The sequence below is a fragment of the Clostridium fessum genome, from assembly GCF_027698965.1.
Taxonomy (GTDB): domain Bacteria; phylum Bacillota; class Clostridia; order Lachnospirales; family Lachnospiraceae; genus Otoolea; species Otoolea fessa.
In genome coordinates, this window is record NZ_JAQEQF010000011.1 from 61,519 (window position 1) to 75,037 (window position 13,519).

At 49.9% G+C, this 13,519-nt stretch carries 9 protein-coding genes; 8 read left to right on the forward strand and 1 reads right to left on the reverse strand.

Annotation, left to right across the window (positions count from 1 at the left end; genetic code table 11):
• Window positions 1-22: 22 nt before the first annotated feature.
• From PG862_RS13000 to PG862_RS13035, 8 genes are all read left to right on the forward strand, one after another.
• Window positions 23-2,266 carry a DNA gyrase/topoisomerase IV subunit A gene (locus PG862_RS13000; protein WP_107000028.1) on the forward strand — a complete coding sequence of 748 codons (2,244 nt, stop codon included), beginning with the start codon at window positions 23-25 and terminating at the stop codon, window positions 2,264-2,266.
• A 53-nt stretch (window positions 2,267-2,319) separates the two neighbouring features.
• Window positions 2,320-3,042 carry a purine-nucleoside phosphorylase gene (gene deoD, locus PG862_RS13005; RefSeq protein ID WP_270707659.1) on the forward strand — a complete coding sequence of 241 codons (723 nt, stop codon included), beginning with the start codon at window positions 2,320-2,322 and terminating at the stop codon, window positions 3,040-3,042.
• 187 nt (window positions 3,043-3,229) lie between these two features.
• The gene (locus PG862_RS13010) at window positions 3,230-4,801 is read left to right on the forward strand and encodes a nitrite/sulfite reductase (RefSeq protein WP_107000026.1); all 1,572 of its coding nucleotides are present in this window, start codon (window positions 3,230-3,232) and stop codon (window positions 4,799-4,801) included.
• Window positions 4,802-5,055: 254 nt separating this feature from the next.
• Window positions 5,056-6,141, forward strand: coding sequence for an aspartate-semialdehyde dehydrogenase (gene asd / locus PG862_RS13015; RefSeq protein ID WP_118468829.1), 1,086 nt, complete (start codon window positions 5,056-5,058; stop codon window positions 6,139-6,141).
• A gap of 699 nt (window positions 6,142-6,840) precedes the next feature.
• The gene (locus PG862_RS13020; protein ID WP_270707662.1) at window positions 6,841-7,890 is read left to right on the forward strand and encodes an aldose epimerase family protein; all 1,050 of its coding nucleotides are present in this window, start codon (window positions 6,841-6,843) and stop codon (window positions 7,888-7,890) included.
• 46 nt (window positions 7,891-7,936) lie between these two features.
• Window positions 7,937-8,827 carry a DMT family transporter gene (locus PG862_RS13025; RefSeq protein ID WP_270707663.1) on the forward strand — a complete coding sequence of 297 codons (891 nt, stop codon included), beginning with the start codon at window positions 7,937-7,939 and terminating at the stop codon, window positions 8,825-8,827.
• Window positions 8,828-8,880: 53 nt separating this feature from the next.
• Window positions 8,881-11,178, forward strand: a complete 2,298-nt coding sequence (locus PG862_RS13030) for a DNA topoisomerase (protein ID WP_270707664.1) — start codon at window positions 8,881-8,883, stop codon at window positions 11,176-11,178.
• Between the two features lie 58 nt (window positions 11,179-11,236).
• A complete protein-coding gene (locus PG862_RS13035; protein ID WP_117795651.1) occupies window positions 11,237-11,962 on the forward strand; it encodes an acyltransferase in 726 nt (241 codons plus the stop codon).
• On the opposite strand, the gene mgtE is transcribed toward PG862_RS13035, so the two are convergent.
• Window positions 11,954-13,405 (reverse strand): magnesium transporter, encoded by a 1,452-nt coding sequence (gene mgtE / locus PG862_RS13040; RefSeq protein ID WP_242995717.1) that lies wholly within the window; start codon window positions 13,403-13,405, stop codon window positions 11,954-11,956. The genes PG862_RS13035 and mgtE overlap by 9 nt on opposite strands.
• Between the last annotated feature and the right edge of the window lie 114 nt (window positions 13,406-13,519).

Below are 13,519 nucleotides of genomic sequence, written 5' to 3' on the forward strand. Positions count from 1 at the left end.
AATTTAGGAGATAGAAAATAGAATGGCTGAAACGATCATTACGACAGAATATTCAGAGGAAATGCAGCGCAGCTATATGAACTACTCGATGAGTGTCATCACGGCCCGCGCCATCCCGGATGCAAGGGATGGTTTGAAACCGGTACAGCGCCGCGTTCTTTACGATATGGGGGAGCTGCATCTGGGGCATGACAAGCCGCACCGGAAATCAGCGCGTATCGTCGGTGATACGATGGGTAAATACCACCCGCACGGCGACAGCTCGATCTATGAGACGCTGGTCGTGCTTTCCCAGAGCTTTAAGAAGGGAATGCCGCTGGTAGACGGACATGGAAACTTTGGTTCCATCGAGGGCGACGGGGCGGCGGCAATGCGTTACACGGAGGCGCGTCTCCAGAAGTTTGCGGAGGAAGTGTATTTAAAGGATCTGGACAAGACCGTCCGGTTTGTGCCGAACTACGATGAGACGGAGAAAGAGCCGGAGGTTCTGCCGGTCCGCGTGCCGAATCTGCTGCTCAACGGTGCCGAGGGAATTGCGGTCGGCATGAGCACCAGCATTCCGCCGCACAATCTGGGCGAGGTCATCGATACGGTGATGGCGTATATCGATCAGCCGGAGATGGAGACGGAAGCGCTTCTGAGCGTCTTAAAGGGACCGGATTTCCCGACCGGCGGCATCATTGCGAATAAGAGTGAACTTCCGGCGATCTATGAGACAGGAACGGGGCGCATCAAACTGCGTGCCCGGATGGAGGTGGAGCTTGGAAAACGCCGTTCTGACCGGGACAAGTTGGTGATCACGGAGATTCCATACACGATGATCGGCGCTGGCATCAATAAATGTCTGTCGGATATCGCAGATCTGGTTGAGTCCAAGAAACTTGCCGATGTGGTGGATATTTCCAACCAATCGAATAAAGAAGGAATCCGGATTGTTCTGGAACTCAAGAAAGACGCGGATATTGAAAAAATCCAGAATATTTTGTATAAAAAGACAAAACTGGAGGATACGTTCGGTGTCAATATGCTGGCGATCGCGAATGGACGTCCGGAGACGCTGAATTTAAAGGGAATCTTAAAGAATTACCTGGATTTCCAGTATGAAAATAATACTCGCAAGTATCAGGTGCTTCTGGAAAAGGAGCAGGAGAAGAAGGAGATCAAGGAAGGTCTGATCACAGCCTGCGACTGCATCGATCTGATTATCGCGATCCTGCGTGGTTCGAAGAATCTGAAAGATGCGAAAGCCTGCCTGATGGAGGGCGATATTTCCAAAATCCAGTTCCGTACACCGGGATTTGAGGAAGATGCCAAGAAGCTTCATTTTACGGAGAAACAGGCATCTGCGATTCTGGAAATGCGTCTCTATAAACTGATCGGCCTGGAGATCTTGGCATTGCAGAAGGAGTACAAAGAGACACTTCGCAAGATCAAAGAATACCAGAAGATTCTCGGCAGCCGTGAGGCGATGGACGAGGTGATTAAAGAAGATCTGCAGTCAATCAAGGAAGAGTTTGCAGTGGAACGCCGGACGAAAATCGAGGATGGACGCGAGGCAGTGTATGACGAGGCGGCGGAGAGCGCCAGACCGGGCGTGTTCGTGCTGGACAAGTTTGGTTATTGCAAGATTCTGGAACCGTCGATCTACGAGCGGAACCGGGAGACAGTGGACACGGAGAATGTGTATGTACTGCCGTGCCATACGACGGATAAGATAGGATTGTTTACAGATCTGGGTGCATTCCATCAGGTGAAGGTGACTGAGATTCCCTTTGGAAAGCTGCGCGATAAGGGGGTGCCGATCGATAACCTGAGTAAATTTGATGCCACCAAAGAACGTCCGGTCTGTGTGGTGAATGCGGCGCAGTTAAAGGGACAGAAGCTATTATTTGCAACGAAGGATGCGATGATTAAGATCGTGCCCGGCGGGGAATTTGAGACAAATAACCGAACAGTGGCGGCGACCAAGCTGCAGGAGAATGATATGCTTCTCTCGGTACAGCCGGCGGACGGCATGAAAGAGGCGGTCATCCAGACGACCAGCGGTATCTTCCTGCGATTCCCGATCGAGGAGATATCGGAGATGAAGAAGAATGCGAAAGGTGTGCGCGGCATCAAGCTGGGGCGTACCGAGTCGCTGGAGACAATCCATCTGCTGGACGGCACTGAGGATGATCCGATCGTTATGTATAAAGAAAAAACGGTTCATTTGAGCCGTTTGAAAATAGGGCACCGCGATGGCAAGGGAAGCCGGGCGAGAAGCTAGAATCAAACAGAAAGATTCCGAGAGTACATTTACGAAAAAAGGAGGTATTTCATATGGCTGAACATCAGAACACACCGACCCCTCATATCGGGGCAAAGCAGGGCGAGATTGCGGAGACGATTTTGCTTCCGGGCGATCCGCTGCGGGCAAAGTATATCGCAGAACATTTTCTGACGGATGCAAAACAGTTCAATACAACGAGAAATATGTACGGTTATACCGGCTATTATCAGGGCAAACGCGTGTCTGTCATGGGAACCGGCATGGGCTGTCCGTCGATGGGAATTTATTCCTATGAGCTGATTCATTTTTATGGATGCAGGAATCTGATCCGGATCGGAACTGCCGGTGCGCTGCGTCCGGAGGTAAAGGTGCGCGAGCTTATTTTCGCGATGGGCTCCTGTACGACATCCAACTATGTAAAACAGTTCCGCCTGCCGGGGGATTATTCCTGCGTGTGCAGCTATGAGCTGCTGGAAAAGGCAGTTGAGTCCGCGAAAAAGAGAAATTTAAAATATCATGTCGGTAATATTTTGTGTTCCGATATGTTCTACAACCCGCCGCTTGAGCCGGACGGAACTAGCTGGGCGCAGATGGGCGTGCTGGCGGTGGAGATGGAGTCGGCGGCACTTTACAGCAACGCTGCCTATGCGGGCGCAAATGCGATCTGTATCCTGACCGTATCGGATTCGGCAGTGACCGGAGAGGCGACGACGGCAGAAGAACGCGAGAAGACGTTTACCAATATGATGGAAGTGGCGCTGGATCTGGTGTAAGATAAGCTGGTAAAAGTAGAATTTGAAGTAACTGTTCAGTAGGTCTGCGCATTTACTGCGCTGATCGTACGAAAACAAGGACCAGCAGGCAAAAATCCCATTGCCGTAGGCAATTTTTAATGGATTTTTGCGCGTGACTGTGAAGGTGCTGAACAGTTACAATTTGAAGAGAAAACAGGAGAGAAAAATGATAGGAATTGCTCCACAGGAGTGGAAAACAGATCTTCCGGAGTTTTGTGAAAAAACGAGGGATTTTTATGCAGGAAAGATGGATAAGGGCTCATATAAGGGCTTTTCAGGACGTTACGGCAGTTATGCACAGAAAGGCGGCGCGGCGAGCATGCTGCGTCTGCGTATGACGGCAGGATGTGTGTCGAAGGAGAAGCTTGCATTTATCGCAAAGGCAATCCGCGCATATCAGGTAAATATGGTACATTTTACGACTTGTGAGAGCGTGCAGTTTCACAATCTGGATGAGAAATCAGTCTGTGAATTGATGGAGCAGGCACTCGATGCCGGGATAGTGACGATGGGCGGCGGCGGAGATTTCCCGCGAAATGTGATGTGTTCTCCGCTTTCCGGTGTGGAAGAGGGCGAATATTTCGACGTTATGCCGTGGGCGAAGGCGGCGGGCGAATACCTGATGACCTTCATCAATGCGGAAAAGATGCCGCGCAAGCTCAAGGTTTGTTTCTCTAATTCACCGGCGAATGTGACGCACGCGACCTACCGAGATCTGGGATTTGCGGCTTGCCCGGACGGAACGTTTGAGGTATACAGTGCAGGCGGTCTGGGAAACAATCCGCAGTTTGGCGTTAAAGTTGCCGAGGGCGTTGCGCCGGAGAAGATTCTTTATTACATTAAGGCGATGTGGCTGACATTCCGGGCATATGGCAATTACGAAAACCGCGGAAAAGCGCGTACCCGGTATATGCAGGAAGCACTCGGCGGAGCGGAAAATTACCGGAAGGCGTATCAGGAAAAGCTTCAGGAGGTACTGGCATCCGGGGAACAGCTGGATCTTTCACGTGAGGAAGTGATGGCAGCGGCAGGAATGAAAGAAAAGCAGGGCAAAACAGGCGATGGAAGCAGCGCGTCGGGAGAACGTGTGCTGGAGCAGAAACAGCCGGGACTTTATACGGTTATCTGGCATCCGATTGGCGGACAGCCGCGCCCGGAGACGCTGGCATCCCTGGGAGAACTGATGCAGTCGATTGACGGCACAGAGCTTCGCTTGGCACCGGATGAAACTGCTTATATCATCAATTTGACCGGAGCAGAAGCAGAGAAGATTCTGGAGGCGACGAAGGAGACGGCTCAGACAAAGTTTGAGACATCGGTAAGCTGTATCGGTGCGTCGATCTGTCAGGTTGGTGCACGCGATTCGCAGGCTCTGTTACAGGCGTGTGTAAAGGCGGTCGGGGAGGCACAGATCCCGGACGGCGCACTTCCGCAGATTCATATTTCCGGATGTCCGTCTTCCTGCGGTACCCACCAGACTGGACCGATGGGATTCCGCGGAGGCGTGCGGATGGCAGATGGCAAGGCACAGCCGGCATTTGTATTTTATCTGGGCGGAAATGAGGTACAGGGAAAAGAGACGATGGGACGTGAGCTTGGCACGATGTTTGAGAGCGAGATTCCGTCGTTCTTAGTCAAACTTGGAAAAGAGATTGCGGCAAGGGGGCTTGATTTTGAGAGCTACCGGACGCAGTACCCGGATGGGATTGAGAAGGCTGCAGCGGAATACTTAGCTTAGAAGAACCTATTTTGAGTTAAAACATCGTTAAATCCGTGACAGACGTTATAAATTTATCAAATGTCCGCGAGTGACGTACAAATGTATTTTTCTTGCGGAAAAATGTTGATTTTTTGTTTGTTTTGTTATAGGATAGACAAGAATTACAGCGGCAGAGTGAAAACGTGTTGCAGAGCAGGAGCTTCCTATCCAAACTCCATCCTGCCATGAGAAGCTGAAAAAGCCGCTGTCAGAAGAGGAGAAAAACGATGAACATGGAAAAGAAATTACGTGTAGGCATTCTGGGAGCAACTGGTATGGTAGGTCAGCGTTTCATCACGCTTCTGGCAAATCATCCGTGGTATGAGATTACTGCGCTGGCAGCAAGCCCGCGTTCTGCAGGAAAAACATATGAGGAGGCAGTCGGCGGACGCTGGAAAATGCAGACCCCGATGCCGGAGTGTGTGAAGAAGATGGCCGTTATGAACGTAAACGAGATCGAGAAGGTAGCATCCGAAGTTGATTTCGTGTTCAGCGCCGTAGATATGACAAAAGAAGAGATCCGTGCGATTGAAGATGCGTATGCAAAGACAGAAACACCGGTTGTTTCCAACAACAGCGCACACCGCTGGACACCGGATGTTCCGATGGTAGTACCGGAGATCAATCCGGAGCACTTTAAGGTGATTGAGTTCCAGAAAAAACGTCTGGGAACCAAGAGAGGCTTCGTAGCGGTAAAACCGAACTGCTCCATCCAGAGCTATGCACCGGTTCTGACTGCATGGAAGGAATTTGAGCCATATGAGGTAGTAGCTACGACGTATCAGGCAATCTCCGGAGCTGGCAAGACGTTCAAAGACTGGCCGGAGATGGAAGGCAACATCATCCCGTACATCGGTGGTGAGGAGGAGAAGAGCGAGCAGGAGCCGCTTCGTCTCTGGGGAGAGATCAAGGACGGCGAGATCGTGAAGGCATCCGAGCCGGTGATTACCTGCCAGTGCATCCGTGTACCGGTTCTGGACGGACATACAGCAGCCGTATTTGTAAAGTTCAGAAAGAAACCAACCAAAGAGCAGCTGATCGAGAAGCTGGTTAATTTCAAAGGACTTCCGCAGGAACTGGAGCTTCCGAGCGCACCGAAGCAGTTCATTCAGTATCTGGAAGAGGATAATCGTCCGCAGGTACAGCTGGATGTCAACTATGAGAAGGGCATGGGCGTATCTGTTGGCCGTCTGAGAGAAGACAAAGTTTACGATTGGAAGTTTGTAGGTCTCTCCCACAACACACTGCGCGGCGCAGCCGGCGGTGCGGTACTGTGTGCAGAGCTTCTGACCGCACAGGGATATATCCAGGCGAAATAAAGAAATCTGTTTAGAGAATCCGTGAAATAGAAAATTAAAACTGATAAAAGTAAGAACTGCCGCCCAGTGGCGGAGAGGCTGTTTAAAAAACGATGGCTGACTCTGTCCGAAACGGCAGTTTTTGTTTGTGTCATAGGAAACTTCGTCCTAAGACACAAAAAATGCTCCGCGTGATGTGTCAAGGAACCTTCTTTTTTAGCTGAAATGGAATCTTGGTAATTGTTCACAGGTGGGAATTTTCTGAACTGAAAATTCCGTAAGATACAGTTCTGGCTGCAGCTTTTGCCGATTTGGAATGTGAAGCATCGGCAAAAGCCTGTTACTGGGCACACATGTGTGAACAGTAACGAATCTTTAAATTTTTATAATGGGATTTGGAAAAAATGGGTGTGCATGAGAGGAAAAGTATTGTATACTTAATAAATCAGCTATTTATCTCAGTCGAGAAGACTCCCACCTCTTCAGGTGGTGAGTAATAGCAAATTTGTCTCAGTGGAAGCCTTGTCTCCGACTGAGATAAACGCTCCGCGAGGATGCACAGTGATTCTGATAGGAATATGTCAGTTTCGCTGACCAGAATCACGCGCCAAGTCTCACGGACGTTCGATTTGAAAAGGTAAATAGATTTAATCTGATATAGGTAAGCATAAAAAATGCGAAAAATATTTTTCGGATTCTAAAAATTAAGGGGGATTTGGCATGGTTGAGAAGACAATCTTTGGAACAATGGAAGATGGCAGAGAGGTCAGCCGTTATACATTGACGAATCAGAATGGAGTTTCTGCATCCTTTTTAGATCTGGGTGCAATCTGGTCCACGATGCTGGTGCCGGATCGGAACGGAGAGATGGCGGATGTCCTGCTGGGACATGAAACAGTAGCAGACTGCCTGGTAAGCGATGGGCATCTGGGCGAGGCTATTGGACGAAATGCAAACCGGATTGACGGCGCGGCGTTTACGTTAAATGATAAAAAATACGAATTGACGGCGAATGATGGTCCGAACAACCTGCACAGCGGCATGGATTTTTACCGGAACCGTATCTGGGCGGCAGAATATGAGACGGGTGTTAATCAGGTTTCGTTTACACTGGAAAGCCCGGACGGCGATCAGGGATATCCGGGAAATGCCTCGATCCGTGTGACCTACACGCTGACAGATGAAAATGAAGTAAAGATTCATTACGAGGGAACCTGCGATCAGGATACCATTTTTAATATGACAAACCACGCGTATTTCAATCTGGCAGGCCATGAGAGTGGTCCGGCGCTTTCGCAGATGGTTTACATTGACAGTGATGCGATCACGGCGGTAGACAAGGTGCTGATCCCGACCGGTGAGATCCGCAAGGTAATGGGGACTCCGATGGATTTCTCAGATTTCAAGCCGATCGGACGTGATATTGAAGCGGATTACGATCAGTTAAAACTGGGCGGCGGCTACGATCATAACTGGATTCTCAACCATGAGTCAGGCGTATTCAGTCTGGCGGCGGCTGCGATCGACGAGGAGAGCGGGCGCAAGATGGAGGTATACACCGATCTGCCGGGAGTTCAGTTCTACACGGGCAATTTCCTGGACGGACAGGTTCCGGGTAAGGGCGGCGTGAAGTATGTGAGACGCCAGGGATACTGCTTTGAGACGCAGTATTACCCGAACGCAGTCAACATGCCGGGATTTGCATCCCCGATCGTGAAAAAAGGCGAGAAATACGATACAACGACCAGTTACAAATTTATGACGGTTTAAATTTGTATTTGATTTGTGATCATTTTGACATAGGATAGAGATTGACATGAGTGAGACAAACAACAAGGGAGTAAAAGTGCTGGCATCTGCCAGCCTTTTATTTGTAACAATTATCTGGGGCAGCGCGTTCGTTGTGATGAAAAATTCGATGGACGCGATCACACCTACATACCTTTTGGCGTACCGGTTTACGATCGCGGCGCTTGGGATGGCGGCTCTTTTCTGGAAACAGATCCGGGGAATGTCGATGCAGGAGTTTAAATGCGGCGCACTGGCGGGATTGTTTCTATTTATCAGTTATTATTTTCAGACGTATGGGCTGAAATACACGACCGCGAGTAAAAATGCGTTTATTACGACGTTGTATGTGGTGATCGTGCCGTTTCTGGCATGGGCGGTTAATCATGTGCGCCCGAAGGCAAATAACCTGGTCGCAGCGGGATTTGCTGTTGTGGGATTGGCTCTTTTATCGCTGAAAGGCGATCTGTCGGTCAATTTTGGTGATTTCCTGACGCTGGTGTGCGGCATCTGCTTTGCGGTTCATATGATTTTTTTGGATCGCTTCACGGCATACTGCACTCCGATCCGCCTGACGGTCATGCAGATGGGAACAGCGGCGGCGTGTTCGTGGGTGCTGGGGCTTCTCACGGAAGGCGCGTTCCATCCGGAAGTATTTACACTGCCGGGAGTAGCAGTTTCGATGCTGTATCTGGGACTCGCATCCAGTATGCTCTGTTTTCTGCTTCAGACAGTGGGGCAGAAATATCTGAGCGCCAGCACATCCTCGATTCTACTGTCGTTTGAATCGGTGTTTGGACTCCTGTTCTCTGTCTGGCTGCTGCATGAGAAGCTGACGGTGCGGATGCTAATTGGCTGTGCGCTGATGTTTGCGGCGGCGATTCTGGCGGAGTGGACGCCGAAGCGGAAAAGGAATTAGAGGAAATTAGGTACTGAACAGTTACGAAATTAGTAAGATAGGAGCAGAACAACGTGGCAAAATCGTTATTTATAGCCGAGAAACCGAGCGTGGCGCGTGAGTTCGCAAATGCACTCAAGGTAAATGGACGATCGGTGGATGGCTATATTGAGTCGGAAAATGCGGTTGTGACCTGGTGTGTTGGACATCTGGTCACGATGAGCTATCCGGAAGTATATGATATGAAATATAAGCGCTGGAGTCTGGAGACACTTCCATTTCTCCCGAAAGAATGGAAATATCAGGTTATCGACAGCGTGAAGAAACAGTTTGGAATCGTGAGCGGTCTCTTAAACCGGGCGGATGTAGATACAATCTACGTCTGTACCGACTCGGGACGGGAGGGAGAATATATCTACCGCCTCGTCGCGCAGATGGCTGGCGTGCAGGGCAAGAGACAGAAGCGCGTCTGGATCGATTCACAGACGGAGGAAGAGATTCTGCGCGGCATCCGCGAAGCGAAGGATCTGTCCGAATACGATCATCTGGCGGATTCGGCATATCTGCGGGCAAAAGAAGATTATCTGATGGGAATTAACTTTTCCCGCGCACTGACGTTGAAATATGGACCATCTGTTTCTAACTATATGCGAAGTTCTGACCGGACCGTGATCTCAGTCGGACGCGTCATGACCTGTGTCCTCGGTATGGTAGTCCGCCGGGAGAGGGAGATCCGGGAATTTGTCAAAACGCCATTTTACCGCGTGATTGGTACATTCGGACCGGCAGGCATCTCGATTGACGGCGAATGGCGGGCGGTGGAAGGAAGCCGGTACTATGGAACGCCTTGTCTGTATAAGGAAAATGGTTTTAAGGAGCGAAAGGACGCGGAGGCGCTGATTGCATGGCTGTGGGAACGCGAGAATGGAAGCGAAAATTCGGGAGTCATGCAGTCAGAGGTCAGCGACGCAGGAAAAGCGAACGCGGGTTTAATGAGCGTATATAATACTTCGCAGGGAACCATTTTAAAAGTGGAAAAGAAAAAGGAAACCAAAAATCCACCTCTTCTCTATAACCTGGCGGAGCTCCAGAATGATTGTTCTAAAATGTTTAAAATCAGCCCGGATCAGACCCTGAAAGTGGTGCAGGAGCTGTATGAGCGAAAACTGGTTACCTATCCGCGAACGGACGCGCGTGTGCTTTCAACGGCGGTGGCGAAGGAGATCAGTAAAAATATCGGCGGTCTGACGCATTATGAGCCGCTGGCGGCATTTGCATCGGAGGCGATGCAGGCGGGGCTGTGGAAAAACATAGCAAAAACGCGCTATGTCAATGATAAGCAGATTACCGATCACTACGCAATCATACCGACCGGACAGGGACTCGGTGCGCTGCGAAGTCTCCCAGAGTTGAACCGTAAGATTTACCAGGTGATTGTGCGCCGTTTCTTAAGCATCTTTTATCCGGCGGCGATTTACCAGAAATATGCGGTTGAGATTGAGGTAAAAGGTGAACATTTCTTTGCCGGTTTCAAAGTATTGAAAGAAGTGGGATATCTCAAAGTGGCAGAAATTCCGAAAAAGAAAAAGGACACTGCCGGGGAAGGTGTCGGCAGAACGAACCGTCTTGAAACAGGTATAGATGGAAATGATGCGGAAAATCCGGCAGGAGAAGCAGATGGAACGGACAGCAGCCAGCCAAAGGTAATTGACGCGTCCCACCCAGAGTTTATCCAGATGCTGGAACAGCTCAAAAAGGGGATGAAAGTGTCACTGGATGATTTGCAGATTAAAGAGGGCGAGACGTCTCCGCCGAAGCGTTATTCCTCCGGTTCGATGATTCTGGCGATGGAAAATGCCGGTCAGCTTATCGAGGACGAAGAGCTGCGCGCTCAGATCAAGGGCAGCGGCATCGGAACGAGTGCAACCCGCGCGGAGATCCTGAAAAAGTTGTTCAACATCAAATATATGGCGCTCAATGAAAAAACGCAGGTTATCACGCCGACCTACCTGGGCGAGCTGATTTACGAGGTTGTACACACATCCATGAAGCAGCTTCTCAACCCGGAATTGACGGCAAGCTGGGAAAAAGGTCTGACCTATGTGGCAGAGGGCAGCATCACGCCGGATGAATATATGCAGAAATTAGAGCGCTTCGTTATCGGACGCACTTACAATGCGGTTCATATGGGAAATGCGTATGGGCTGCGGCCGGCGTTTGATGCGGTTGCTGTGTTTTACCAAAATGCAGAGAAAGTGTCGCGAAGCAGAAGCGTAAAGAGTAGGGGAACTGCGAAGACTGCAAGAACAGTAAAAGCTGAAACTAGCTCTGAGACGACAAGTATTACATCCGGACAGGAACAAAGTAAGTGAAAGTAAACAATCTATTTATAATAATAGAAGAAATTGAATTTCAAGAAAGGCAATGATCATGAAAAAAGAAGAAATGAAAATCACAGAATTATATGATTTAACCCATACGCTGGCTTCAGATTATCTGAAACAGTTTACCTACCCGTGGGAGGCGCTGGCAGGTCTCAGTGATTTTATCATCGAATTGGGAAATAGCCTGGATCCGGCAGAATATGAGAAACGTGGTGAAAACATCTGGGTTCACAAGACAGCGAAGGTATTTGACAGCGCCTATCTGCACGGACCGGTCATCGTCGGCAAAGACGCCGAGGTGCGCCACTGTGCATTCATCCGCGGCAGCGCCCTGATCGGAGAAGGTGCAGTAGTCGGAAACTCTACCGAGCTTAAAAACGTCATCCTGTTCGATAAAGTACAGGTACCGCATTATAATTACGTCGGAGACTCCATCTTAGGCTATAAATCCCACATGGGTGCCGGTTCCATCACCTCCAACGTAAAATCCGATAAACTTCTGGTGGAAATCCACGCCGAAGACGGCAAGATCAAAACCGGACGCAAAAAAATCGGCGCCATGCTCGGTGACAACGTAGAAGTAGGCTGCGGCTCTATCCTAAACCCGGGCAGCATCATCGGACGCGGTACCAACATCTATCCGCTTTCCAGCGTGCGCGGCGGGGTAGATGCAAACTCTATCTATAAGAAGCAGGGAGAAGTTGCTAAAAAGGAAGAGTCCTGTTTTGCGTCCGAATCACAAATACCTATTTTCACCGGTTCTTTACACTAAATGAAACACATCCACCAGCAAAATCTCTGCCAGTCCATAATAAGTCACAACCGCTACCAGATCATTCACCGTCGTGATAAGCGGACCAGACGCAACTGCCGGGTCAACCTTCAGCTTGTGAAACAGCATCGGCACCAGTACGCCGACCAGGCTGGAGATTACCATTGCGGTCAGAAGAGAGATGCCGACACAGCCGGAAAGTGCAAACGAGAAGAAAAGACTCTTCTGCTTCATAATATGGATGAAAATGCCGATTACGACGAACGAAGCCGAGCCCAGCAGCAGTCCATTTAAAAATCCGATTCGCATTTCCTTGAATACAAATCCCAGCTTCTGCATCGCGGAGATATCCTCATCCATCAGGACACGGATGGTGACAGCCAGCGACTGGGTGCCGACATTGCCTGCCATGTCGAGGATCATCGACTGGAAGCAGATAAGAAGTGCGATACGGTCAACGATCGGCTCGAAAATGCCGACTACTGAGGAAACCCCCATGCCGAGGAAGAGTAGCAGCACCAGCCACGGGAGACGTTTTTTCAAACTCTGCAACAGTGGTTCGTGCAGATCCTCTTCCGAAGTAAGACCTGCCAGCTTTGCGTAGTCATCACCCATCTCGTCGTCGATCGCCTCGGCGATGTCCTCGTAAGTGATGGCACCGATGATCTTATGGTTCCGATCGAGTACAGGGATAGAATCCTCGCTGTAATCGATCAGCTCTTCCATACAGTCCGAAGATTTTTCATCCGCGTACACATACGGATAGGAGGTACTGATAATGTCCTCCAGCTTCATGTACTCACGGGCAGTGATTAAATCCTTCAGCTCGATCGCACCGAAATAGCGCCCATTTTCGTCTTCGACGTAGATGGTGTCGATGTTGTCGTTGTCCTCCGCCTGGGAGATCAGATGGCGCATTGCCTGCTTGATCGTACAGTTATTGGGAATGACGATGTAGTTGGTCGTCATCCGGCTACCGATCTGTTCCTCATCGTAGGAAAAGATCAGGTGGATATCATCCTTAGATTCCTGATCCATGCGCGCGATCAGGGCTTCTTTTTCCTCCGGATCTAAATTTTCGAGGATATCGACCGCCTCATCGGCATCCATCTCTGCCAGAACGGCTGCCGCCCGGTCAAGTCCCAGCTCATGCAGATAAGGCGCCGGTTCATCGAGATAGGTGAAAATCTCGGCCGTCATTTCCAGAGAGAGAATATTGTAGAGGCGTTTCCGGGTCGCAGTGTCCAGTGTTTCCAGAACCTCGGCAATATCGTTTGCATGGTAATTGTCGAGGTCATCCCGGATCACGCTTGCCGGTTTTCCGCTGCGGATGATCGCGCGGATATTTTCTTCAAAATTAGCATTATGCTCTGCGGTTGCGGCGATCGGAGCCGTTTCCGGGGAGCTTGTTTTCTTTTCGTCCATTTCTGGAGTCTGATTCATATTTGGTTCCCTCGCTTTCTGTCGTTCTATTTAATGCCGTTTGGGACGTACAGGGCGAGCAGTGCGGGGATAAAAAAATCCACCGCCAGTCGGGAACAGGATGAAATGCCGCAG

Bases quoted from the DNA above. Each gene is read 5' to 3' on its own strand.
- PG862_RS13000 (WP_107000028.1), top strand. From the start codon at position 23: ATGGCTGAAACGATCATTACGACAGAATATTCAGAGGAAATGCAGCGC.
- deoD (WP_270707659.1), top strand. From the start codon at position 2,320: ATGGCTGAACATCAGAACACACCGACCCCTCATATCGGGGCAAAGCAG.
- PG862_RS13010 (WP_107000026.1), top strand. From the start codon at position 3,230: ATGATAGGAATTGCTCCACAGGAGTGGAAAACAGATCTTCCGGAGTTT.
- asd (WP_118468829.1), top strand. From the start codon at position 5,056: ATGGAAAAGAAATTACGTGTAGGCATTCTGGGAGCAACTGGTATGGTA.
- PG862_RS13020 (WP_270707662.1), top strand. From the start codon at position 6,841: ATGGTTGAGAAGACAATCTTTGGAACAATGGAAGATGGCAGAGAGGTC.
- PG862_RS13025 (WP_270707663.1), top strand. From the start codon at position 7,937: ATGAGTGAGACAAACAACAAGGGAGTAAAAGTGCTGGCATCTGCCAGC.
- PG862_RS13035 (WP_117795651.1), top strand. From the start codon at position 11,237: ATGAAAAAAGAAGAAATGAAAATCACAGAATTATATGATTTAACCCAT.
- mgtE (WP_242995717.1), bottom strand. From the start codon at position 13,405: ATGAATCAGACTCCAGAAATGGACGAAAAGAAAACAAGCTCCCCGGAA.